This window comes from Massilia sp. YIM B02763, assembly GCF_030412015.1.
GTDB lineage: Bacteria > Pseudomonadota > Gammaproteobacteria > Burkholderiales > Burkholderiaceae_D > Telluria.
Map to the genome: position 1 here is coordinate 298,334 of NZ_JASNRD010000004.1, position 23,063 is coordinate 321,396.

The 23,063-nt window shown below is 65.9% G+C and carries 21 protein-coding genes; 18 read left to right on the forward strand and 3 right to left on the reverse strand.

The window, feature by feature from the left end; all coding sequences use genetic code 11:
- Positions 1-119 precede the first annotated feature (119 nt).
- A complete protein-coding gene (locus QPK32_RS08840) occupies positions 120-2,438 on the reverse strand; it encodes a family 1 glycosylhydrolase (RefSeq protein ID WP_290412426.1) in 2,319 nt (772 codons plus the stop codon).
- Between the two features lie 295 nt (positions 2,439-2,733).
- Between QPK32_RS08840 and trpS the strand changes: the two genes are divergently transcribed.
- Positions 2,734-3,756, forward strand: coding sequence for a tryptophan--tRNA ligase (gene trpS, locus QPK32_RS08845; protein WP_290412427.1), 1,023 nt, complete (start codon positions 2,734-2,736; stop codon positions 3,754-3,756).
- A gap of 121 nt (positions 3,757-3,877) precedes the next feature.
- Positions 3,878-4,927, forward strand: coding sequence for a serine endopeptidase (locus QPK32_RS08850; protein WP_290412428.1), 1,050 nt, complete (start codon positions 3,878-3,880; stop codon positions 4,925-4,927).
- Between the two features lie 73 nt (positions 4,928-5,000).
- Here the strand turns inward: QPK32_RS08850 and QPK32_RS08855 are convergent, their stop codons facing one another.
- On the reverse strand, positions 5,001-5,438 hold the full coding sequence (locus QPK32_RS08855) for a DUF3597 domain-containing protein (RefSeq protein ID WP_290412467.1): 438 nt from the start codon (positions 5,436-5,438) through the stop codon (positions 5,001-5,003).
- A gap of 690 nt (positions 5,439-6,128) precedes the next feature.
- Here QPK32_RS08855 and QPK32_RS08860 point away from each other — a divergent pair.
- The 8 genes from QPK32_RS08860 (at position 6,129) to QPK32_RS08895 (ending at position 14,669) form a co-directional block, all read left to right on the forward strand.
- Positions 6,129-6,428 carry a DUF1294 domain-containing protein gene (locus QPK32_RS08860; protein ID WP_290412429.1) on the forward strand — a complete coding sequence of 100 codons (300 nt, stop codon included), beginning with the start codon at positions 6,129-6,131 and terminating at the stop codon, positions 6,426-6,428.
- A 16-nt stretch (positions 6,429-6,444) separates the two neighbouring features.
- Complete coding sequence (gene ugpQ / locus QPK32_RS08865) at positions 6,445-7,197, forward strand: glycerophosphodiester phosphodiesterase (RefSeq protein WP_290412430.1); 753 nt, start codon at positions 6,445-6,447, stop codon at positions 7,195-7,197.
- Between the two features lie 40 nt (positions 7,198-7,237).
- Positions 7,238-7,462 (forward strand): hypothetical protein, encoded by a 225-nt coding sequence (locus QPK32_RS08870; RefSeq protein ID WP_290412431.1) that lies wholly within the window; start codon positions 7,238-7,240, stop codon positions 7,460-7,462.
- Between the two features lie 144 nt (positions 7,463-7,606).
- Positions 7,607-10,222, forward strand: coding sequence for an alanine--tRNA ligase (gene alaS, locus QPK32_RS08875; RefSeq protein WP_290412432.1), 2,616 nt, complete (start codon positions 7,607-7,609; stop codon positions 10,220-10,222).
- 325 nt (positions 10,223-10,547) lie between these two features.
- Complete coding sequence (locus tag QPK32_RS08880; protein WP_036238555.1) at positions 10,548-10,775, forward strand: sulfurtransferase TusA family protein; 228 nt, start codon at positions 10,548-10,550, stop codon at positions 10,773-10,775.
- Between the two features lie 214 nt (positions 10,776-10,989).
- On the forward strand, positions 10,990-11,739 hold the full coding sequence (locus tag QPK32_RS08885) for an electron transfer flavoprotein subunit beta/FixA family protein (protein ID WP_290412433.1): 750 nt from the start codon (positions 10,990-10,992) through the stop codon (positions 11,737-11,739).
- Between the two features lie 22 nt (positions 11,740-11,761).
- The gene (locus QPK32_RS08890) at positions 11,762-12,694 is read left to right on the forward strand and encodes an electron transfer flavoprotein subunit alpha/FixB family protein (RefSeq protein ID WP_290412434.1); all 933 of its coding nucleotides are present in this window, start codon (positions 11,762-11,764) and stop codon (positions 12,692-12,694) included.
- A 184-nt stretch (positions 12,695-12,878) separates the two neighbouring features.
- On the forward strand, positions 12,879-14,669 hold the full coding sequence (locus tag QPK32_RS08895) for an acyl-CoA dehydrogenase (protein WP_290412435.1): 1,791 nt from the start codon (positions 12,879-12,881) through the stop codon (positions 14,667-14,669).
- Between the two features lie 103 nt (positions 14,670-14,772).
- Here QPK32_RS08895 and QPK32_RS08900 read toward each other — a convergent pair whose 3' ends face one another.
- A complete protein-coding gene (locus QPK32_RS08900) occupies positions 14,773-15,192 on the reverse strand; it encodes a TM2 domain-containing protein (RefSeq protein ID WP_290412436.1) in 420 nt (139 codons plus the stop codon).
- Between the two features lie 263 nt (positions 15,193-15,455).
- On the opposite strand from QPK32_RS08900, the gene rpsP reads away from it, so the two are divergent.
- The 8 genes from rpsP (at position 15,456) to QPK32_RS08940 (ending at position 22,944) form a co-directional block, all read left to right on the forward strand.
- Entirely contained in the window at positions 15,456-15,704 is a 249-nt protein-coding gene (gene rpsP / locus QPK32_RS08905) for a 30S ribosomal protein S16 (protein ID WP_290412437.1), read from the forward strand.
- Between the two features lie 9 nt (positions 15,705-15,713).
- Positions 15,714-16,289, forward strand: coding sequence for a ribosome maturation factor RimM (rimM, locus tag QPK32_RS08910; RefSeq protein ID WP_290412438.1), 576 nt, complete (start codon positions 15,714-15,716; stop codon positions 16,287-16,289).
- Between the two features lie 26 nt (positions 16,290-16,315).
- Positions 16,316-17,095 carry a tRNA (guanosine(37)-N1)-methyltransferase TrmD gene (gene trmD / locus QPK32_RS08915; protein ID WP_290412439.1) on the forward strand — a complete coding sequence of 260 codons (780 nt, stop codon included), beginning with the start codon at positions 16,316-16,318 and terminating at the stop codon, positions 17,093-17,095.
- A gap of 91 nt (positions 17,096-17,186) precedes the next feature.
- A complete protein-coding gene (gene rplS, locus QPK32_RS08920; protein WP_290412440.1) occupies positions 17,187-17,570 on the forward strand; it encodes a 50S ribosomal protein L19 in 384 nt (127 codons plus the stop codon).
- 60 nt (positions 17,571-17,630) lie between these two features.
- Entirely contained in the window at positions 17,631-18,296 is a 666-nt protein-coding gene (locus QPK32_RS08925; protein ID WP_290412441.1) for a CoA pyrophosphatase, read from the forward strand.
- Between the two features lie 201 nt (positions 18,297-18,497).
- A complete protein-coding gene (locus tag QPK32_RS08930) occupies positions 18,498-19,457 on the forward strand; it encodes a CobD/CbiB family protein (RefSeq protein ID WP_290412442.1) in 960 nt (319 codons plus the stop codon).
- A 135-nt stretch (positions 19,458-19,592) separates the two neighbouring features.
- Positions 19,593-19,946, forward strand: coding sequence for a DUF3579 domain-containing protein (locus QPK32_RS08935; protein ID WP_290412443.1), 354 nt, complete (start codon positions 19,593-19,595; stop codon positions 19,944-19,946).
- 253 nt (positions 19,947-20,199) lie between these two features.
- Positions 20,200-22,944, forward strand: a complete 2,745-nt coding sequence (locus QPK32_RS08940) for a pitrilysin family protein (RefSeq protein ID WP_290412444.1) — start codon at positions 20,200-20,202, stop codon at positions 22,942-22,944.
- Positions 22,945-23,063: the final 119 nt, after the last annotated feature.

Consider the following 23,063-nt stretch of genomic DNA (forward strand, 5'->3'; position numbering starts at 1 on the left):
GTAAATGAAAGGTAAATGCGGTCCGCGGCCGATGCGCCGGTAGGGTGGTCGGCTCCGCCGACCACGCGTTCAAACGGTACATGCACCGGCTGGACGCGTGGACGGCAGAGCCGTCCACCCTACCGGAGCGCGCCGACGCTGGTTTCTTCCTGCTGCCGATGCCCGCCCGCCTGCGGCTGGCGGCTCTCCGCCGTGCGGATCAGTTCTTCCATTTCCGGATCGTCCTGGTTGCGCAGCTCGAGGTAGCGCGCGATGGCGTTGTCCAGCGGCGGCAGCAGGATGCCGCGTTCGCTCGTCATGGCGGCGTAGCGCGGACGCGCCGCGGCCATGCCCAGTTCGGCGGCCGGCACGGCCTCCAGCGTCGCGGCATCGATGCCCGCGGCGTCGGCGGCCTTGCGCGCCAGGTCGGCCCAGGTGACGGCGCCGGCGTTGGCCAGGTGCCAGATGCCCGCTTCCGCATCGATGGCGAGATCGAGGCAGGTGTGCACCAGGTCCGGCACGTAGGTCGGCGAGACGGTCAGGTCGGACGCGGCGCGGAAGGTCTCGCCGCGCTCCAGCGCCTGCAGCGCGAGCGTGACGAAATTGTGCCGGTCCCACGGGCCGAAGAAGGCGCTGGTGCGCACGACCAGGGCGCCCGGGTGCGCTTCCAGCACGCGCCGTTCCGCCTCAAGCTTGCTGCGGCCGTAGACGTTCAGCGGCGCGGCGGCATCGCTCTCGACATAGGGCGCGTCCTTGGCGCCGTCGAACACGAGGTCGCTGGAGAACGTGGTCAGGTGCACGCCATGGCGCGCGCAGGCGGCGGCCAGGTGGGCGGCGCCGTCGGCGTTCTCGCGCATGCAGCGCTCGCGTTCGCCATCGGCCTCGGCATCGTCCACGCGCACGTAGCCGGCCGTGTTGATCACGGCCCAGGGACGGTATTGCGCCAGCGCGCGCTCGATGGAGTCGGGGTCGCCGATGTCCATGTCCTGGCGCGACAGCAGGCGGTAGGCGATGCGGCGGCGGTGGCAGGCGAGGGCGAAGGCGCGGCCCAGCGTGCCGGTGGCGCCCGTGATCAGCACGGGGCGCACGTCGCCGGGCACCTGGACGTGGCCGTCCGCCGTGATCGAGGTGATGGCGTCCGGCGTGGCGACGGGCTGGCACAGGAAGCGTCCCGGGCGGCGCCACCAGCCCTGGGCGCGCAGCACCGGGTGCGACAGCGGTGCGCCGGACGACAGTTCGCGCATCATGCGCGCCACGGCGGTGGGGCGCGGCGGCTGCGAGCGCACGTCGAAGGCGCCCGACTCGTAGTAGCCGCGGGCCTGGGTGACGAGGCTGTTCCAGTCGAAGGCGCCCAGCAGCGACCAGACGGTGACGGCGCGCACGTCGGCGCCATTGGCGCGCGCCTCCTTGGCGCCTTCCCAGATCTCGAGCAGCCAGCGCAGCTGGTCTTCGCGGTTGGCGTCGATGTGGGCTTCGGTGATGGCGAGGGGGATGCCGTAGCGTTCCCAGGCCTCCATCAGCAGCGGCGCGATGCCGGCCGTCGGCGTGGCCAGCGCGCGCGAGGCTTCGATGTCGGCGCAGGGAATGCCGTCGGCGACGCCGCGGTGGTGCTCGGGGTAGCGCTCCGGACGATGGTCGAGCCAGCGCTCGCTGGTCACGTAGTAATTGACGCCCATGACGTCCGGCGGGCAGGGATTGTCCTTGAACCAGAGGAATTCCTCGGCCGGGATGCCGGTCTTGAGCAGGTACTTCCACAAGGCGTGCCGTTCGTCCACCATGCCGCACAGCAGGTCCCAGCCGAGCCAGCGGCGCTCGTTGTAGAACTCGACGATGCGGCCCATCTCGGGCGTGCCGTAGGTCTTGCCCAGGTCGTCCGTCTGCACCAGCTTCGCTTGCGGGTTCACGGCGCGGATGGCGCGCATCGACAGCACCGTGGCGCGGCACTGGTTCAGCAGGGCCTGGATGAAGGTGCGGTCGTCGCGGCCGTGCGGATACCACACGCCGTACAGGCCGGCGAAGCGGGCCGTCGTGCAGATCTCGTTGACGGGCGTGTAGTACTCGAGCCAGGGGTAGCGTGCGGCGACGGCGCCGGCGTACTCGGCCAGCTGCCCGGCGAAGGCGGGATCGACGAGGCTCGTGTGGCGCGGGCCGCTGCCGTGGTGGATCAGGCCGGCGATCGGCGTGACGCCGTGCTCGCGCAGGGCCGGCAGGCGCTCGTCCGGCCAGGTCCAGTCGGCCTTGTCGATGCCGTCGGGGGCGGTGCGCTCCCACAGGACGGGGTAGCGGATGGCGCGGATGCCGGTGGCGGCGAAGCGTTCGATGTCGTCGGCGCGGTCGTGGTGGCCGTTGCGTTCGAGCTGCTGGTGATAGTCGTCGCGGACGCGATTGACGGTGCATTCGAGGCCGCCCCACAGTTCGAGGGGGCGGGCGTGGCTGTTCGTGCTCTTTGTCGTAGTCATGGTTCACCAATCTTGTTAATTTTGTTGCAACAAAAAATCCAGCGCCGTTCCGCGTCATGAAAAAAGGCGATGCGGGACGGGGCCCATGTCGCGTGGCGGTTGACAGCGCTGCGTCAACCTGCAACCATGCAGCCCATGAATTTTTCGTATCCACAATCCGTACAGTCCTGGTGGCGCCGCTGACAGCGCGCGGCCAGGGTATGGATGTGTATCTCGACTAAACGCCGCCTCGATTCAGGTGGCGTTTTTTTTACGCGCGGATCGAGGCTTGAAACACCGTTTTTAAGGAAACTCGATGAGTCAGCAAACCTCGAACGCTCCCGCGCCTGTCATCCTGACCGGCGATCGTCCCACCGGGCCGCTGCACCTGGGCCACTTCGTCGGCAGCCTCCGCAATCGCGTCACTTACCAGGATCAATACCGTCAGTACATCATGCTCGCGGACGCCCAGGCGCTCACCGACAACATGGATGACATTGGTAAGGTACACCGGAACGTGGTCGAGGTGGCGCTCGATTACCTTGCCGTAGGGATCGACCCGGCCAAGTCGACGATCCTGGTGCAGTCGCAGATCCCGGAACTGGCCGAGCTGACCTTCTATTACCTGAACCTGGTGACGGTATCGCGCCTGGAGCGCAACCCGACCGTCAAGCAGGAAATCATCCTGCGCGGCTTCGAGCGCGACATCCCGGCCGGCTTCCTCGTCTACCCGGCCAGCCAGGCCGCCGACATCACCGCGTTCAAGGCCTCGATCGTGCCGGTGGGCGAAGACCAGATCCCGATGATCGAGCAGTGCAACGAGATCGTGCGCCGCTTCAACCGCGACGCCGGCCGCGACATCCTCGTCGAGTGCAAGGCGATCGTGCCGGAAGTGGGCCGTCTGCCGGGCATCGACGGCAAGGCCAAGATGAGCAAGTCGCTGGGCAATACCATCAACCTGGGCGCGAGCGCCGACGAGATCCGCGCCGCCGTCAAGATGGTCTATACGGACCCGCTGCACCTGAAGGTCTCCGACCCCGGCCATATCGAAGGCAACGTCGCCTTCCTGTACCTGGACGCGTTCGACACGGACAAGGAAGGGCTGGCCGAGATGAAGGCGCACTACCAGCGCGGCGGCCTGGGCGACTCGGTCGTCAAGAAGCGCCTGGAAGGCATCCTGCAGGAACTGATCGAGCCGATCCGCACGCGCCGCGAAGAACTGGCCAAGGACAAGGGCCAGGTGCTGCAGATCCTGAAGGAAGGCACGTATAAAGCGCGCGAAGTGGCGGCGCAGACCATGGATGAAGTGCGCAAGGCGCTGGGGCTGAGCTACTTCTAATCCTGATCGGGTAGCGCAACGCAGCACCTGCGGTAGCGCAAAGCAGTTGCCTTGCGCTTCCTTATATCCCTTGATGTTGTTGTGTGGCACCCTGCGGTTTTCCAACCACGGAGGCTGCTGCATGAACAAGGGGCTGCGTTTGACCGAACAGTGGATGCGACGGGCGCTCTGGCTCGTCGCCTTCGCATTTGCCTGGTTCCTCGTGGGACTGGGCGGCAAGGTGGTCGACAACATGATGTATGTCGAACCCGTGCCGACACCCGAGGAACTGGTCGACCAGGGCGAGGCGCAGCGGATCCAGGCGGACAAGGAGCGGGCCGACGCGGCGCAAGGCGTTGCCGGCACCGCGCTCGACCAGGCCGAGCAGAAGCACGGCGTCGCCAAGGCGAATACGCGCAGTGCCCGCGAGGCATTCGAGAACTGGCTGGCGACGCGTCATACTACGGCGCGACCCGACCAGGATAGTGAGCTGATCGCACGCACGCGCCAGCTCGACGACCTCGTCGCCGCCGAGCGCGCGGCATTGTCCGCCGTCGAGGCCCAACAGCAGGCTGCACTCGATGCGCGCCAGGCTGCGGAGCGTGCCGAGGCGGCCTACGAACGCTTGCTGGAGCCTGCGCGGGTAACGGTACGCGAGGCGTATGAGCGAGCCCAGCGCATTGTCTTCCTGTGGCGCCTCGGGGTGACGTTGCCGCTGCTGGCCGTCGCGGGCTGGCTGTTCAAGTACAAGCGCCGCAGTACCTACTGGCCCTTTGCCTGGGGCTTCATCTTCTTTGCCTTGTTCGCCTTCTTCGTGGAGCTGGTCCCGTACCTGCCGAGCTATGGCGGCTATGTGCGCTACGGGGTAGGTATCGTCGTCACCGTCGTCGTGGGCCGTTATGCGATCCGCTGGCTGAATGCCTGGCTGGCGCGCCAGAAGGCGGCCGAGGCCTTGCCTGAGCAGGAACGCCGAAACGGCATGCGCTACGACGTGGCGCTGGCGCGCATCGGCAAGAACCGCTGCCCTGCATGCGAGCGCACGACCGACTTCAAGGACGGGACGTTGGGACACTGCCCGCATTGCGGCATCGGCCTGTTCGACCGCTGCACCGGGTGCGGCACGCGCAAGAATGCGTTCATGCGCTACTGCTTCTCGTGCGGGACGGCGGCGAATGCGAGCCTGGCCGATTGAACTTTCGTCACACTAAAACAACGTCGTCCCTGCCTGCGCAGGGACGACGTTGTTAGTAGCTGACGTAACGGACTCAGTCCTTGAGATCCGCCGGCACCTTGCCGCCATTGGCCGCCAGCTTGTTCATGACCTGGCGGTGCAGCCAGATGTTCATGCTGGCCGAGTCATTGGTGTCGCCCGTGTAGTGCAGCTCGGCGGCCAGTTCCTTGCGCGCCTGCAGGCTGCTGTCCAGGCCCAGCAGCTTGAGCAGGTCGACGATGGACGTGCGCCAGTTCAGCTGCTGGCCGGATTGCTGCTGCATCGTGGCCAGCACCTGTTCCACGTCCACCTGCGGCACCGCGGCGGCGGGGGCGGGGGCCGGGGTCGGCACGGCCTGCGGCACCGGCTGCGGCGCGGCGGGCGCCGGGGCGGGCGCGGCTTGCGCCGGTGCCGGGGCCGGTTGTGGCGGGGTGGTGTTGGCCGGATGCTTGGCCGGGAAGATCTTGTGGAAGATGTCGCCGAGAATGCCCATGTTTGCTCCTTTGTCCGTGGTTGCGGGTTGGTTGTTCGTGTCGTTGCCGCGGTTCTGCAGTCCCTTGGCCATATAGCCCAGCGCGACCGCCAGCGCGGCGCCGCCGATGGTCTTCACCAGCGTCGGGTGTTCGGCGTAGAAGTCGCCCATGCGTTCGACGATGCCCGGGTTGTCCTGTTCCGCGCGGGCCGCCAGTTCCTGGACCGTCTGCGGCGACAGCTGCGCCGCCTGCTCCGGCGAGATATGGCCCTGCTCGGCGCCCTTCAGGTTGCCCAGCACGCCGCCGGCGACGGTGGCCAGCGCGGACGGGTTGATGTTCGAGATCAGGCGGTTGAGCATGCCGGCACGCTGGTCCGGGCTGCCGTTGCTGAACAGCTGGCCGACGAGCTGCGCGAACGGCGGCGTCTGGCCGGACCGCAGCGCTTCGGTCACGCCCTGCGCCAGCGAGGCGCGCGGCGCGTTCTGCGCGACGTTGTCGAAATCGTTCTCGGCCTGGGCCGGATTGGCATTGCCGCCGAGGTAGTGCTGCAGCAGGTTTCCGAAATCAAAACCCATCTTGTCCTCCATGAAGAAACCATCGAAGGCCGAGCGTAGGCCACGCACGCGACATGCTCCGTTCGTTGCCGAACCCACCACGGATATCGGCATTTCCATATGGACATGAGAGGCCGGCGCACGTAAGCTCTCGGCATGGCTTCCCTGCATTCCCTCGCATCGCTGCTGGCGCTCGGCTACCTTGGCCTGAGCGTCGTGTGCTTCGCCGTGTACGCGAACGACAAGGCCGCGGCGCGGCGCGGCGGACGCCGCACGCCCGAGCGCACGCTGCTGGCGCTGGCGCTGCTGGGCGGCTGGCCGGGCGCCTTGCTGGCCCAGCGCCGGCTGCGCCACAAGACATCCAAGGCCGCGTTCCAGCGCGTGTTCTGGCTGACGGTCGCGCTCAACGTGGCCGCCTGCGCCTGGCTGGTATGGGCCTTGCCGGCATGGCCGTGAACGGAGGATGACGACGATGTGGCCCTATCCCAGGATGCTTGCCCACCGCGGCGGCGGCACGCTGGCCCCGGAGAACACACTGGCGGGCGTCAAGCGCGGCATGGCCGCCGGTTTTCGGGCGATCGAATACGACGTGATGCTGGCGCGGGACGGCGTGCCCGTCGTGCTGCACGATCCGCTGCTGGGCCGCACCGTGGCGGCGCCGGGCAGCGTGACCGATTACGACGCGCTGGCGCTCGCGACACTGGACGCGGGCAGCTGGTTCGGTCCCGAGTACGCCGGCGAGCCGGTGCCGCTGTTCGCCGAATTCGCCCAGTACTGCAAGGCGCACGGCGTCTGGATGAACATCGAGCTCAAGCCGGCGCCGGGCTTCGATGCCGCGACCGGGACGACGGTCGCGCGCATGACGTCGGCGCTGTTCGCCGATGCATTGGCGGCCGGGGAGAGGGGACGGGTGCCCTTGCTGTCCTCGTTCAGCGAAGCGGCCCTGCAGGCGGCCCGCGCCGCCGCGCCGCGACTGCCGCGCGCGCTGCTGGTCGATGCCTTGCCGCCGGACTGGCGCGAGCGGGCGGCCGGGCTCGGCGTCGTCGCCCTGCACGTCGACCACCTGGCGTTGACGGCGGCGCAGGCGGCGGACGTCAAGGCCGCCGGCCTCGGGCTGTTCTGCTACACGGTGAACGACCCGGCGCGCGCCCGCGAACTGCTGGGCTGGGGCGTGGACGCCTTCTGCACGGACCGCATCGACCTGATCGGGCCGGATTTTCGCTAGAAACCTATCAAGAAAAGCCGGCGCCGACCGTAACCGGTACATGAACGCGCCAATCGATCCGACCTTCCATCCTCACGATCCGCCCGTGCATATCGTGCAGGCGGCCTTGTTGTTTGCCCGCCTGACCGGGAAGACGCCAGGCGATGGCGGCCGCAGCACCGTCCTGCCAGGCATGACGCGTGCGCAGATCCTGCAGCAGGCGGCGTCGGCGATCATGACGCAGGCGAACGGGCAGCCGACGGCGGTATTGGCATTGTTGCGTTAGGGTGCCGCATTAGGCTGTAGCGTCTAGATGTTGTGGATCTGGCAATGAGGGGCGACCGGAATGCCGATATAGGCATTCCTATATTCGCTGACACGCTATAATCATTTTCTTTATAAGCATGCTGCCCTCATTCGCCCTTACGACATGAAATCCTCCGAAATTCGCGAGAAGTTCCTCAAGTTCTTTGAATCCAAAGGCCACACCATCGTCCGCTCCAGCCCCCTCGTGCCGGGCAACGACCCGACGATGCTGCTGACCAACAGCGGCATGGTGCAGTTCAAGGACGTGTTCCTGGGCCTGGACACGCGTCCGTACAAGCGCGCCACCACCGTGCAGCGCTGCGTGCGCGCCGGCGGCAAGCACAACGACCTGGAAAACGTCGGCTACACGGCGCGCCACCACACTTTCTTCGAAATGCTGGGCAACTTCAGCTTCGGCGATTATTTCAAGCGCGACGCGATCAACTTTGCCTGGGAACTGCTGACCAAGGTCTACAACCTGCCGGCCGAGAAGCTGACGATCACCGTCTACTTCGAGGACGACGAGGCCTACGACATCTGGGCCAACGAGATCGGCGTGCCGAAGGAACGCATCATCCGCATCGGCGACAACAAGGGCGCGCGCTACGCATCGGACAACTTCTGGCAGATGGCCGACACCGGCCCCTGCGGCCCGTGCACGGAGATCTTCTACGACCACGGCGCCGACATCTGGGGCGGCCCCCCGGGTTCGCCGGAAGAAGACGGCGACCGCTTCATCGAGATCTGGAACCTCGTGTTCATGCAGTTCAACCGCGACGAAGCCGGCGTGCTGACCCCGCTGCCGAAGCCGTCGATCGACACCGGCATGGGCCTGGAGCGCCTGGCCGCCGTGCTGCAGCACGTGCACAGCAACTATGAAATCGACCTGTTCCAGAACCTGATCAAGGCCGCCGCCCGCGAGACCGGCGCCACCGACCTGGCGAACAACTCGCTGAAGGTCATCGCCGACCACATCCGCGCCGCCAGCTTCCTGATCGTCGACGGCATCATCCCGAGCAGCGAAGGCCACGGCTACGTCCTGCGCCGCATCATCCGCCGCGCGCTGCGCCATGGCCACAAGCTGGGCCAGACCAAGCCGTTCTTCTACAAGCTGGTGGAAGACCTGGATATCGAGATGGGCAGCGCCTATCCGGAACTGCACGAGGCCAAAGAGCGCGTCATGCAGACCTTGAAGGCCGAGGAAGAACGTTTCGGCGAGACGCTGGAAAACGGCATGAAGATCCTCGAAGCCCAGCTGCAGAAGGATCCGAAGAACCTGGACGGCGCCACCGCCTTCACGCTGTACGACACCTACGGCTTCCCGCTCGACCTGACCGCGGACATCTGCCGCGAGCGCGGCGTCACGCTGGACGAGGAAGGCTTCGCCGCCGCCATGGAGCAGCAGAAGAAGACGGCCCGCGCCGCCGGCAAGTTCAAGATGGCCGCCAACGTCGAGTACGCGGGCGAGAAGACCAAGTTCGTCGGCTACGAATCGCTGGTGCACAACACCCACGTGCTGGCCCTGTACGCGGGCGGCGTGTCGGTGCAGGAACTCAAGGCCGGCCAGGACGGCATCGTCGTGCTGGACACGACCCCGTTCTACGCGGAATCGGGCGGCCAGGTCGGCGACAAGGGCGTGATCAAGGCCGCCAATGGTGTGTTCGAGGTCGAGGACACGCTGAAGATCCAGGCCGAGGTGTTCGGACACCACGGCGTGCTCCAGTCGGGCTCGCTGAAAGTGGGCGACACGGTCGACGCGCAAGTCGACGAAGTGAAGCGCGCGCGCACGATCCGCAACCACTCGGCGACCCACCTGATGCACAAGGCCCTGCGCGAAGTGCTGGGCAGCCATGTTCAGCAGAAGGGCTCGCTGGTCGATCCGGACAAGACCCGCTTCGACTTCAGCCACAACGCGCCGATGACGGCCGAGCAGATCGCGCAAGTGGAAGCCATCGTCAACCGCGAGATCCTGGAAAACCACGCGACCCAGGCGCAGCACATGTCGATGGACGACGCCATCAAGCACGGCGCCATGGCGCTGTTCGGCGAGAAGTACGGCGACACCGTGCGCGTGCTGGACATCGGTTCGTCGAAGGAACTGTGCGGCGGCGTGCACGTCACCCGCACCGGCGATATCGGCCTGTTCAAGATCGTGTCCGAATCGGGCGTGGCCGCCGGCATCCGCCGCGTCGAAGCCGTGACCGGCGAAGGCGCGCTGGCCCTGGTGCAGTCGATCAACCGCAAGCTGAACGAAGCGGCCGGCGCCCTGAAGACCAGCCCGGACGAGCTGCCGTCGCGCATCGCCCAGGTGCAGGACCAGGTGAAATCGCTGGAGAAGGAAATCGCCGCGCTGAAGTCGAAACTGGCCGCCGGCCAGGGCGACGAGATGCTGGCCAAGGCCATCGACGTGAACGGCATCAAGGTGCTGGCCGCGACGATGGAAGGCGCCGACGTCGGCACGCTGCGCGAGACCATGGACAAGCTGAAGGACAAGCTCGGGACCGCGGCAATCGTGCTGGCATCTGTGCTAGAGGGCAAGGTCAGCCTGATCGCCGGCGTCACCAAGGACGCCACCGGCAAGGTCAAGGCGGGCGAGCTCGTCAACTTCGTCGCCCAGCAGGTGGGCGGCAAGGGCGGCGGCCGTCCCGACATGGCGCAAGCCGGCGGCACCGATCCCGCGGGCCTGCCGCAGGCGCTGGCAGGCGTCGCCGGCTGGGTCGGCGAACGCGTGTCCGCGTAACGCTCCAATCGTCATCGTACGCATTGTGGGTAGGGTGGTCGGCTATGCCGACCACGCGTTCAGGCAATGCGTGCATTGCTAGGATTGTGGGCTATGCCGCACGCGTTCAGGCAATGCATGCACTGTTAGAACGCGTGGAGTCATTCATGCCGGGGGCATGAATGACGGCCGTCCACCCCTGCCCGCTCTTGCTGTTGTTGCAACACAACAGCGGTACCAAAATTTGGTGCGCCGCGTCATAATCCCGTAATTGGAGTAGTATTCGGGCGTAGGCCCACAACCCGCAGGCAAATCGATGACTGAAACCATAATCGACACCGGCACCATCGAGGTCCAGAAGGACCTGGATGCGCGTGGCTTGAATTGCCCGTTGCCGATCCTCAAGGCCAAGAAGGCGTTGGCCGAACTGGCCAGCGGCGAAGTGCTGCGCATCGTCGCGACCGATACCGGTTCCGTGCGCGACTTCCAGGCGTTCGCCAAGCAAACCGGCAATGCGCTGCTGGCGCACACCCACATCAACGGCGAATTCACCTTCTGGCTGCGCCGCAAGTAATCCTTCTCGGATCTTCCTGACGGGGCGGCAACACGGCCCCGTCGCACGCTTCCCACCCGTTTTCCCATCACTCAAAAAGCAGGGCGCGCACGATTAGGGCAGTTCCTCTAGCCAGAAATCGCACGATCGTGCTTTAATTCTGTCTCGAACGGTATTTGCTTTTATAATTCAGAGCATTTTTAGAGACAAACCCACCATTTTTCAAAGGCACACTATGAAAGTCCTGGTACCCGTCAAGCGCGTGGTCGACTACAACGTCAAGGTCCGCGTCAAGTCCGACGGTAGCGGCGTCGATATCGCCAACGTCAAAATGTCGATGAACCCGTTCGACGAGATCGCGATGGAAGAAGCCACGCGCCTGAAGGAAGCCGGCAAGGTCACCGAGATCGTGGCCGTGACCTGCGGCGTGACCCAGGCCCAGGAAACCCTGCGTACCGGCATGGCGATCGGCGCCGACCGCGGCATCCTGGTCGAGACCGATGCCGCCATCGAGCCGCTGGCCGTGGCCAAGGTGCTCAAGGCCCTGGCCGACAAGGAGCAGCCGCAACTGATCATCCTGGGCAAGCAGGCGATCGACGACGATTCGAACCAGACCGGCCAGATGCTGGCGGCCCTGCTGGGCTGGCCGCAGGCGACCTTCGCCTCCAAGGTCGTGCTGGAAGACGGCAAGGTCACCGTGACCCGCGAAGTGGACGGCGGCCTGGAAACCGTGGCGCTGTCGCTGCCGGCCATCGTCACCACCGACCTGCGCCTGAACGAGCCGCGCTACGTGACGCTGCCGAACATCATGAAGGCCAAGAAGAAGCCGCTGGAAACGATCAAGCCGGAAGACCTGGGCGTCGACGTGACCCCGCGCCTGAAGACCATCAAGGTCGCCGAACCGGCCAAGCGCTCGGCCGGCGTGAAGGTGCCGGACGTCGCGACCCTGGTGGCGAAGCTGCGCACCGAAGCCAAGGTCATCTAATAGAACAGAACAAGGGAACATCATGGTCGCACTCGTCATTGCAGAACACGACAACGCCTCGCTGAAGGCAGTCACCCTGAACACCGTCACCGCGGCCGCCCAGTGCGGCGGCGACGTGCACGTGCTGGTCGCCGGCTCCGGCTGCGCCGCCGTCGCCGAAGCGGCCGCCAAGGTCGCGGGCGTCGCGAAGGTGCTGGTCGCCGACGCGCCGTACTTCGCCGACGGCCTGGCCGAGAACGTTGCCGAGCAGGTGCTGGCAGTTGCCGGTTCGTACTCGCACATCCTGGCGCCGGCCTCGGCCTTCGGCAAGAACATCCTGCCGCGCGTGGCCGCCAAGCTGGACGTGGCCCAGATCTCGGAAATCACCAAGGTCGACTCGCCCGACACCTTCGAGCGCCCGATCTACGCCGGCAACGCCATCGCCACCGTGCAGTCGACCGACAATGTGAAGGTCATCACCGTGCGCGGCACCGGCTTCGACGCCGCCGCCGCGGAAGGTGGCTCGGCCGCCGTGGAAACGGTCGCCGCCGCCGCCGACTTCGGCAAGTCCTCGTTCGTGGGCCGCGAGCTGGCCAAGTCGGACCGTCCGGAACTGACCGGCGCCAAGATCGTCGTCTCCGGCGGCCGCGGCATGGGCTCGGGCGACAACTTCAAGATCCTGGAACCGCTGGCCGACAAGCTAGGCGCCGCCATGGGCGCCTCGCGCGCCGCGGTCGATGCCGGCTACGTGCCGAACGACTGGCAGGTCGGCCAGACCGGCAAGATCGTCGCCCCGCAGCTGTACATCGCCGTCGGCATCTCCGGCGCGATCCAGCACCTGGCCGGCATGAAGGATTCGAAGACCATCGTCGCCATCAACAAGGATCCGGAAGCGCCGATCTTCTCGGTGGCCGACTACGGCATCGTGGGCGACCTGTTCGAGGTCGTGCCGGCGCTGGTCAAGGAACTGGGCTGACAACGCCGAAGGTGGATGGCGTGAATGTCCACCTGCAAAAACCTACGTCGTTCCCGCGCAGGCGGGAACCCAAGTTCTACGCATGTCGACAGCGTCCGCCGTCGTGGCTGCGCTGAGGAATTGGGTTCCTGCCTTCGCAGGAACGACGTTTTTATTTTGACGATATAAAAAGTAGGAGACACCGGTGAGCTACAACGCCCCCCTGAAAGACATGCTGTTCGTCGTGAACGAACTGGCCAACCTGTCCGCCATCCACGCGCTGCCCGGCTGCGAGGACGCGACCCCGGACACGGTCGAAGCCGTGCTGGAGGAAAACGCCAAGTTCTGCGGCGAAGTCGTCGCCCCGCTGAACCACCCGGCCGACAAGGAGCCCAGCTTCTGGCACGACGGCGAAGTGACGACCTCGAAGGGCTTCAAGGAAGCCTTCCGCGCCTTCGCCGACGCCGGCTGGCAAGGCGTTCAGCATCCGACCGAATTCGGCGGCCAGGGCTTGCCGAAGCTGGTGGCGACCCCGTGCATCGAGATGCTGCACGGCTCCAACCTGTCGTTCGCGCTGGTCGCGCTGCTGACCGACGGCGCCGTCGAGGCGCTGCTGACGGCGGGCAGCGACGCCCAGAAGGCCCTCTACATCGAGCCCCTCCTGACCGGCAAGTGGACGGGCACGATGAACCTGACGGAGCCGCAGGCCGGTTCCGACCTGGCCGCCGTGCGCACCCGCGCCGTGCCCCAGGGCGACGGCACCTACAGGATTTCCGGCACCAAGATCTACATCACCTACGGCGAGCACGACATGGCCGAGAACATCATCCACCTGGTGCTGGCGCGCACGCCGGACGCGCCGCCGGGCGTGAAGGGGATCTCGCTGTTCATCGTGCCGAAGTTCCTCGTGAACGAGGACGGTTCGCTGGGCGAGCGCAACGACGTGCATTGCGTGTCGATCGAGCACAAGCTGGGCATCAAGGCCAGCCCGACGGCCGTGCTGCAGTTCGGCGACCACGGCGGCGCCATCGGCACGCTGGTGGGCGAGGAAAACCGCGGCCTGGAGTACATGTTCATCATGATGAACGCGGCCCGCTTCGGCGTCGGCATGCAGGGCATCGGCCTGGCCGAGCGCGCCTACCAGCAGGCGGCCGCCTTCGCGAAGGAGCGCGTGCAGTCGCGCGCCGTCGAGGGTTCCAGCGGCCCCGTGGCCATCGTCAACCACCCGGACGTGCGCCGCATGCTGATGTCGATGCGCGCCCAGACGGAAGCCGCGCGGGCGCTGGCCTACGTCGGCGCCGGCCTCTCCGACCTGGCGCACCACCATCCGGACGCGGCCACGCGCGCGGCCAACCTGGCCGTCTACGAATACCTGGTCCCCATCATCAAGGGCTGGTCGACGGAGATGAGCGAGCAGGTCGCGCGCGACGGCGTGCAGGTGCATGGCGGCATGGGCTTCATCGAGGAGACCGGCGCGGCCCAGCACTACCGCGACGCCAAGATCCTGTCGATCTACGAGGGCACGACGGCGATCCAGGCCAACGACCTGGTCGGCCGCAAGACCGTGCGCGACGGCGGCGCGGTGGCGAAATCCATCCTCGCGCAGGTGCGCGCCACGGCGGACCAGCTGGGCGATGCCCAGGGCCCGGATGCCGCCGCCATCCGCGCGCAACTCGTACGGGGCGCCGATGCGCTGGACGCCGTCGTCGACTTCGTCGTGGCCACGACCAAGGCCGACCCGCGCGCCGTGTTCGCGGGCAGCGTCACCTACCTGAAGCTGGCCGGCATCGTGCTGGGCGGCTGGCAGATGGCGCGCGCGGCCCTCGTCGCGCAAGCGAAACTGGCCGCGGGCGACGGCGATGCGGCGTTCTGCCGCGCCAAGATCGCCACCGCGCGCTTCTTCGCCGACCACATCCTGTCGCAGGCGGAAGGCATGCGCCATGCGATCGTGGAGGGCAGTGCCGGCGTGCTGGGGCTGGAGATCGAGCAGTTCTAAATGCGCCGTCGCCCCTGCGCAGGCAGGGGCCCAAGTTCGCGTGCAGCGAGCACAATTGGGCCCCTGCCTGCGCAAGGGCGACGTTGCTGTGCGGGGCGGTTGTTCAACCGTACGCGCCTCCGGTATACAAAAGATCGAACAAGCGCGAAATCGTCGCGATCAAGCCCGTCGTCCCCACCAGCATCGTCAGCACCAGCAGCACCGCCAGCACCCAGTGCGAGCGCGACTTCCTTCCCGACGCGGCGTTGTGCCGCGCATCCCATTTCTCGTCCGGCGTCAGGCCGATGACGAGCGCCTCGATGAAGCCCACCAGCCACGACACGATCAGCGGCAACAGTACCCAGAAGGGATTCGGTGCCCGTCCGGCGCCGTAGACGATGCCGGCAATGGGGATGCTGCACACGTGCAGCAGGCCGAGCCGGTCGACGGCGCCGCGCAGGTAGAAGCGGTGGATGCCCAGGCCGCCGAGGACGAAGGCGAGGGCGGTGGCGACGGTCTTGTTCTTGTGCGGCGTGCTGGGCATGGATCGATGCGAGAAGGACTCGCATTGTTGGCAGAAAAGCCATCAGTATCGGGCAAAACGTGGTGCCCGGCACGGTTTTTCATGCGGCCGCAGGGGCAGGACTGCCATTACAGGTAGCGCTTCGATGCGAAATAGGCCATAATGCTGGATTCCGCCGGGACTGCGCGTCCTTTGTCTCAGCAGGCATTAATGCTTGCTGCTGTACGGTATTGCGCGCTATAATCGTCGGCTTTCTCCGTCCAGCACAATTTTTTGGAAATATTATGGTCGTTATTCGTTTAGCTCGCGGTGGTGCCAAGAAGCGCCCGTTCTACAACATCGTTGCAACCGATTCGCGCAACCGTCGCGATGGCCGTTTCATCGAGCGCATCGGCTTCTACAACCCGATGGCATCGGGCCAGGAAGTCGGCCTGAACATCACCGCTGACCGTCTGGCTTACTGGCAAGGCGTTGGCGCACAACTGTCGCCGACCGTTGCTCGCCTGGTCGCTTCGCAAAAGGCCGCTGCCTAATAGGCACGGTTGACCGGTTTGACCGCTTCAGCAGCAACCCCGGCAACGGGGAACGTCCCGGACGACCTCATCGAGGTCGGTTATATCTCGGGTGCCTACGGGCTGCGCGGCGGCGTCCGCGTGACGCCGCACTCCACGGAGGCGGATGCGCTGCTGAACGTCAAGACCTGGTGGCTCGACAAGCCGGCACTGCGCGCCGTCAAGGTGCGCAATGCGAAATTCCATAGTGGCGATGTCACTGCCACGCTAGTGGACTTGTCCGACCGCGACGCCGCGGAAGCGCTGAAAGGCGCGGTCGTGCGCGTGTCGCGCGCGGACTTTCCTGAGCTGTCGGAAGACGAGTACTACTGGACCGACCTGATCGGCATGGATGTCGTGAACCTGCAGGGCGAGGCCCTGGGCAAGGTGACCGACATGATGCACAACGGTGCGCAATCGATTCTACGCATCACGCCTGCCGCCGATCCGCAAGCCGCACAGGATGCGAAAGCGTCCGAGCGGCTGGTGCCGTTCGTGGACCAGTTCGTCCGTACCGTCGACCTGCAAGCCAGGCTGATTACCCTGGATTGGGGTCTGGATTATTGACTCCATCCCTTCGAGACGAGGTCCCGATGCAGTTTGACGTCGTGAGCTTGTTTCCCGAGATGTTTGCCGCATTGACGCAGTCGGGCGTGACCCGGCGGGCGCACGAGCAGGGCTTGTGGCAGCTGTCGATCTGGAATCCGCGCGATTTCACGAGCGACCGCCACCGTACCGTGGACGACCGGCCGTATGGCGGCGGTCCCGGCATGGTGATGCTGGCCAGGCCGCTCGATGCGACCATCGCGGCGGCGAAGCAGCGCCAGGTCGACCTGGGCCTGCCGGCGCCGCGCGTGATCTACCTGTCGCCGCAGGGCAAGCCCCTGACGCACGAACGCGTGATGGCGTTGAAGGACGAGCCGGGCCTGGTGCTGCTGTGCGGCCGCTACGAAGCGGTCGACCAGCGCCTGCTGGACCGGGTCGTCGACGAGGAAATCTCGCTGGGCGACTTCGTGCTGTCGGGCGGAGAATTGCCGGCGATGGCGCTGATGGATGCCGTGGTGCGCCACATTCCCGGCGTGCTGGGCGACGATGCGTCGGCGGTCGAGGACAGCTTCGTCAACGGCCTGCTCGATTCGCCGCACTACACGCGTCCGGAAGTGTACGAAGGCGTGGCCGTGCCGCCCGTGCTGATGGGCGGCAACCACGCGGAAATCATGAAGTGGCGCCGCCAGCGCATGCTGGAAGCGACCGCGAAGAAACGGCCCGATCTGCTGGACAAGGCGCGCAGCGCCGGTCAGCTGACGAAGGCCGACGAAAAGTTTCTGGCGAGTCTCGCGCAGAGCGAGCCGCCGCAGGATTCGCAGCAGTAGGCGAAAAACGCGGGCAACCGCATGTTCAACCCCATCCTCTACCGGGCCTTTCACAGTACAGCGCCGGCAAGATGGTCAAAGGAGTCATCAAATGGATCTGATCCAGCAACTCGAGCAAGAAGAAATTGCGCGCCTCGGCCGCAACATCCCTGATTTCGCACCGGGCGACACCGTCGTCGTCAGCGTCAACGTCGTCGAAGGCAACCGCAAGCGCGCCCAGGCATACGAAGGCGTCGTGATCTCGCGCCGCAACCGCGGCCTGAACTCGAACTTCATCGTTCGCAAGATCTCGTCGGGCGAAGGCGTCGAGCGTACTTTCCAGCTGTACTCGCCGCTGATCGCTTCGATCGAAGTGAAACGCCGCGGTGACGTCCGTCGCGCCAAGCTGTACTACCTGCGTGAGCGTTCGGGCAAATCGGCACGTATCAAAGAAAAACTGCCGAATCGCAAGGCCGCTGCTGCTACCGCTGAGTAATAGCACGTGTAGTTTGAAAAAGGCATCCAGGCGGATGCCTTTTTCTTTTTGGAGAGCCCGTTGGCAAAAGTACACATCGATCCCCAGCGCCTGCCCGTCGACGCCATCGCCGGCGAACCCGCGCTGCCGCCGGAGCGGTTGCAGGCGGACTGGCTGCGCGCGCGCCTGGCCCATCCGGCACGCTGGGAGCCGGAATTGCCCGACGATATACGCCAACGCTTCCCGGAGTTGCGCCGCGCCGCCGTCCTGATCCCGCTGGTGCGGCGCGAGGGCGGCCTGACCGTGCTGCTCACCCAGCGCACCGCGCATTTGTCGAACCACGGCGGCCAGGTCAGCTTTCCGGGCGGCCGCGCCGAAGCGGCGGATTCCTCGTCGATCGAGACGGCGCTGCGCGAGACCGAGGAAGAGATCGGCCTGGCCCGCCGCCACATCGAGATCGTGGGCGTGCTGCCCGACCACGTGACGGCCTCGGCCTATGTGGTGACGCCGGTGGTGGCGCTGGTGGCACCGCCGTTCGACCTGGTCGCGGAATCGAACGAAGTCGCCGAGATCTTCGAGGTGCCGCTGGGCTTCCTGATGAACGGCACGCACCACCAGCGCATGTCCTTCGACCTGCCGGACGGGACTGGACGGCGCAGCTTCTACGCGATGCCCTACGAGCGCTTCTTCATCTGGGGCGCGACGGCGGGGATGCTGCGCAACCTGTTCCACCTGCTGCGCGCCTGAGCCCGTACGCCTGAGCGTCGTCCCTGCGCAGGCAGGGACCCAATTTTGCGTGCTGTAACGAAACGCCGGCAAAATGAGGCCCCTGCCTGCGCAGGGGCGACGGATGGTCCGGGGCGCGGACCACCCGTCGATTTGCCTCGCGCGCCCCTCTGCGCTATCGTAGCGGGCAATGAAGTGTGGCAACAATAGCGGGGACCCCGAATGACATTCTTTTCCATCCTGTGCGCGCTGCTCATCGAGCAACTGAAGCCGCTGCGCGCGGATAACCAGATCTACGGCGAGATCAAGCGCATGGCCATGCGCATCGAGGCCTGGTTCAATGCCGGCCAGGTGAGCCATGGCCGCATGGGCTGGTTCCTGATGATGGGCGGCCTGATGCTGCCGACGGGGATCATCTACTGGACGCTGCTGCACTACGGCTGGGTGTTCGCCGCCTTCGCCTGGAACGTGCTGATCGTCTACCTGACGCTCGGCTTCCGCCACTACAGCCATTACTTCACCTCGATCCAGTTCGCCCTGAACGCGGGCGACGAAGCGACCGCGCGCACGCTGCTGGCCGAATGGGCGCGCGTCGACACGGTGGGCATGGACGCCGGCGAGATCGCCCGCATCGCCGTCGAGAAATCCCTGATCACCACCCACCGCAACGTGTTCGGCGTGTTCTTCTGGTTCCTGATGCCGCTGGGCCCGGCGGGCGCCGTCATGTACCGGGTGTCGGAATACCTGGCGCGCGCCTGGAACGAGCCGGACCACATGCGCAACGAAGCCTTCGGCGAATTCGCCGCGCGCGCCTTCTACTGGATCGACTGGCTTCCCGTGCGCCTGACGGCCATCGCGTTCGCCGTGGTCGGCAATTTCGAGGATGCGATCTATGCCTGGCGTAATTTCGCCGACCGGTGGACGGACGAGTCGCGCGGCATCATCCTGGCCGCCGGCGGCGGCGCCATGGGCGTGCGCCTCGGCTCCCCGGCCGAGAACGCGCCGCGCTTCGTTCCGGCCGACGCGGCCGCCGTCGACCTGTCCGACAGCGAAGCGGACGAATTGCCCGGCGAGGAGCCGAGCGTGCGCGCATTGCAAAGCACGGTCGGCCTGGTCTGGCGCGCGCTGCTATTATGGATGCTGCTTCTGCTGTTGCTGTCCGGCGCCGTATTGCTGGGCTGAGCTTGCAAGGACGTCCCGCGGGGAGATTTTGCTCACTGGACGATTCCCGTCTGTCAAGTCTCGTCCGCAAGTCTTCTATAAGATATAATACCGGCGTTGTTCTCATCCACGCTTCATGTTTCAGTAAGCCGCACTATGGCCGAGTTACCGCAAACCGGGAAAGAACACGCCGACGAGTTCGTCATCCTCGGCGTTACGAGCAAGGGCAGGCAGTTCCGCCCGTCCGACTGGGCCGAGCGCCTGTGCGGCGTCATGTCGTGCTTCAAGCCGCCCGGCAGCGGCCGTGGTCCGAACGCCCACATCCGCTATTCCCCCTACGTCTATCCCACGCTCGTCAACGGCGTCAAGGCCGTCGTGGTGAACAATGCCATCCGCAATATCGAACCGCTGGCCTACCACTTCGTGGTCAATTTCGCCAAGGACAACGATCTGCAAGTCGTGGACGCGAACGCCGTCCAGCCCGCCGAAGACGGCAACAAGAAATCCTGATCTCTCCGACGCAGCTTTGAGTCATCTCAAAGTTGCCATCCTCTTGCAGGCTAGCGTGATTGCTTGACCTGGGGGACGCCATGAAAGTCGGGAAACTCTGCGCCAGGCACGCCAATGAACCGGCCCGTAAATAGTTTCATGACATAAACTTTGGTAAGCCACGCCTAAGTCTGCCTCTGTTACCATGAATCATTGTCGCCGCAACAAATAATGCCGGCGGCTTTCGATCATTGACAGATACAGACGAGGTGACATGAACTTGAGGTTCTTCCAGCGCGGCCTGGCCGCCTATGCGGTCGTCGGCGGCCTTTCCTTCGTGACGTGCGGCGCGGCCTGGGCCCTCGACCTGCCCAAGGGCGTGTCCCAGGGGCCGTCGGTCGAGGGCATCACCGAATACCGCCTGCCCAACGGCCTGAAGGTGCTGCTGTTCCCGGACGCCTCGCGCCCGACGATCACCGTCAACGTCACCTACCTGGTCGGCTCGCGCCACGAGAACTACGGCGAGACCGGCATGGCCCACCTGCTCGAGCACCTGATGTTCAAGGGCAGCAGGGAGCACCCGGACATCACGCGCCAGTTCTCCGACCGCGGCATGCAGTTCAACGGCACCACCTCGTTCGACCGCACCAACTACTACGAGGTGTTCCAGGCGTCGCAGGACAACCTGGACTGGGCGCTGCGGATGGAAGCGGACCGCATGACGCATTCCTTCATCGCCAAGAAGGACCTCGATTCCGAGATGACGGTGGTGCGCAACGAATACGAGAGCGGCGAGAATTCGCCGACCAACGTCGTCATGAAGCGCATGCAGAGCGTCGCCTTCGACTGGCATGCCTATTCGCGCATGCCGATCGGTAACAAGAGCGATATCGAGAACGTCAAGATCGAGAACCTGCAGGCCTTCTACCGCATCTACTATCAGCCCGACAATGCCGTGCTGCTGGTGGCCGGCAAGTTCGACGCGGGCAAGACGCTGGCGTCGATCACGAAACTGTTCGGCGCGATCCCGAAACCGAAGCGCACGCTGCCCCAGTTCTGGACCGTCGAGCCGACCCAGGACGGCGAGCGCACCTTCACCGTCCGGCGCCAGGGCGACATGCAGGTGGTCATGCTCGGCTACAAGATCCCTGCCAGCCTGCATGCCGACAGCAATGCGCTGAACTATGCCTCCACCATCCTGGGCGACACGCCGACGGGCCGCCTGCACAAGCTGCTGGTCGAGTCCGGCAAGGCCAGCCAGGTGTTCGCCTTCCCGTTCACCGGCTACGCGCCAGGCCTGGAATACGTGGGCGCCGTCGTCAAGAAGGACGAGCCGCTGGAACCCGTGCGCGCGGCGCTGACGGACGCCGTGGAAGGCTTCGCCAAGAACCCGCCCACGCCGGAAGAGATGGAGCGCGCCAAGCGCGCCTACCTGAACGAGGTCGAGCGCAACCTGGCCGATCCGGCCCAGGTCGGCCTGGCGCTGTCGGAAACGATCGCGCTGGGCGACTGGCGCCTGTTCTTCGCCGAGCGCGACAGCATGGCCAAGGTGACCTCCGAGCAGGTGGCGTCGGCGGCGAGCCGCTACTTCCGCCGCGACAACCGCGTCACGGGCAGCTTCATCCCCGAGGACGACCCGCAGCGCGCCGTGGTGCCGGCGGCCCCCGAGGTGCAGGCCGTGCTGAAGGACTTCAAGCCGCAGGCGGCCGCCTCGAACGCCGAGGACTTCGACCCGAGCCAGGCGAACATCATGAAGCGCACCACGGTGGTCACGGCCGGCGGCGTCAAGCTGGCGCTGCTGCCGAAGAAGAACCGCGGCCAGACCGTCACGGTCAGCCTGCGCCAGCACATCGGCAACGAGCAGAACCTGTTCGGCAAGGGCGCGCTGCCCGGCCTGACGGCGGCCATGCTGATGCGCGGCACCAGCAAGTACGACCGCACCCAGCTTGCCGACGCGTTCGAAAAACTGAAGTTCGCGGGCAGCCTGACCCAGTTCCAGACCACGCGCGAAAACCTGCCGGAAGTGCTCAAGCTGGTCGCCCACGTGCTGCGCGAGGCCAGCTTCCCGGCGGCGGAATTCGAGCAGCTGCGCAAGCAGACGCTGGTCGGGCTCGAGGCCGGCCGCAACGAACCGAACCTCGTCGCAACGCGCGCCCTCATGGAGCACTTCAACATCTACCCGAAGGGCGACGTGCGCTATCAGGAGACGCTGGACGAAAAGATCGCCGACATCCAGGGGGCCACGCTCGACCAGGTGAAGGCTTTCCACCGCGACTTCTACGGCACCTCGCCGGCCGAGATGGCCATCGTGGGCGATTTCGACGCCCAGGCCGTGCAGCCGCTCGTCGACCAGCTGTTCGGCGCCTGGAAGGCGCCCATGGCGGTCGCGCCCGTGCTGAGCAAGTACGCGGACGTGGCGCCGATCCGCAAGACCCTGAACACGCCGGAGAAGGAAAACGGCGTCTACATGGCGCGCCTGAACCTCGACCTGAACATCGACGATCCGGACTACCCGGCGCTGATGCTGGCCAACTACATTTTCGGCGACGGCGGCCTGAAGTCGCGCCTGATGGACCGCATCCGCCAGAAGGACGGCCTGTCGTACGGCGGAGGCTCCGGCATCGATGCCGGCGACCGCGACCGCGCCGGCAGCTTCACCATCGGCGCCATCGCCGCGCCGCAGAACCTGGCGAAGGTCGACGCGGCCGTGCGCGAGGAGATCGCGCGCGCGCTGAAGGACGGCTTCACGGCCGCCGAACTGGCGGGCGCCAAGTCGGGCCTGCTGCAGCAGCGCATCCAGACCCGCGCCACCGACGACGGCCTGGCCTCCGGCTGGACCAACTACCTGTACCTGGACCGCACCTTCACCTGGTCGGCCGAGTTCGAGAAGCGCCTGGCCGCGGTGACGCTGCCGCAGCTGAACGCCGCCTTCCGCAAGGCGATCGACCCGGCCAGGATGTCGGTCGTGATGGCCGGCGACCAGTCGAAAATGGGGACCGCAACGAAACCTGCACCCTGATTGCAACACTCGGCGGAGGGAATGGTCGAGAAACTTGGTCAATGCCCGGCATGAGCGCTATGATGTTGCCTTATGGAAGTATTGCTCATAGGAAGCAAACATTGCATCATGTTATTGTA

Bases quoted from the DNA above. Each gene is read 5' to 3' on its own strand.
- QPK32_RS08840 (WP_290412426.1), bottom strand. From the start codon at position 2,438: ATGACTACGACAAAGAGCACGAACAGCCACGCCCGCCCCCTCGAACTG.
- trpS (WP_290412427.1), top strand. From the start codon at position 2,734: ATGAGTCAGCAAACCTCGAACGCTCCCGCGCCTGTCATCCTGACCGGC.
- QPK32_RS08850 (WP_290412428.1), top strand. From the start codon at position 3,878: ATGAACAAGGGGCTGCGTTTGACCGAACAGTGGATGCGACGGGCGCTC.
- QPK32_RS08855 (WP_290412467.1), bottom strand. From the start codon at position 5,438: ATGGGCATTCTCGGCGACATCTTCCACAAGATCTTCCCGGCCAAGCAT.
- QPK32_RS08860 (WP_290412429.1), top strand. From the start codon at position 6,129: ATGGCTTCCCTGCATTCCCTCGCATCGCTGCTGGCGCTCGGCTACCTT.
- ugpQ (WP_290412430.1), top strand. From the start codon at position 6,445: ATGTGGCCCTATCCCAGGATGCTTGCCCACCGCGGCGGCGGCACGCTG.
- QPK32_RS08870 (WP_290412431.1), top strand. From the start codon at position 7,238: ATGAACGCGCCAATCGATCCGACCTTCCATCCTCACGATCCGCCCGTG.
- alaS (WP_290412432.1), top strand. From the start codon at position 7,607: ATGAAATCCTCCGAAATTCGCGAGAAGTTCCTCAAGTTCTTTGAATCC.
- QPK32_RS08885 (WP_290412433.1), top strand. From the start codon at position 10,990: ATGAAAGTCCTGGTACCCGTCAAGCGCGTGGTCGACTACAACGTCAAG.
- QPK32_RS08890 (WP_290412434.1), top strand. From the start codon at position 11,762: ATGGTCGCACTCGTCATTGCAGAACACGACAACGCCTCGCTGAAGGCA.
- QPK32_RS08900 (WP_290412436.1), bottom strand. From the start codon at position 15,192: ATGCCCAGCACGCCGCACAAGAACAAGACCGTCGCCACCGCCCTCGCC.
- rpsP (WP_290412437.1), top strand. From the start codon at position 15,456: ATGGTCGTTATTCGTTTAGCTCGCGGTGGTGCCAAGAAGCGCCCGTTC.
- trmD (WP_290412439.1), top strand. From the start codon at position 16,316: ATGCAGTTTGACGTCGTGAGCTTGTTTCCCGAGATGTTTGCCGCATTG.
- rplS (WP_290412440.1), top strand. From the start codon at position 17,187: ATGGATCTGATCCAGCAACTCGAGCAAGAAGAAATTGCGCGCCTCGGC.
- QPK32_RS08930 (WP_290412442.1), top strand. From the start codon at position 18,498: ATGACATTCTTTTCCATCCTGTGCGCGCTGCTCATCGAGCAACTGAAG.
- QPK32_RS08935 (WP_290412443.1), top strand. From the start codon at position 19,593: ATGGCCGAGTTACCGCAAACCGGGAAAGAACACGCCGACGAGTTCGTC.
- QPK32_RS08940 (WP_290412444.1), top strand. From the start codon at position 20,200: ATGAACTTGAGGTTCTTCCAGCGCGGCCTGGCCGCCTATGCGGTCGTC.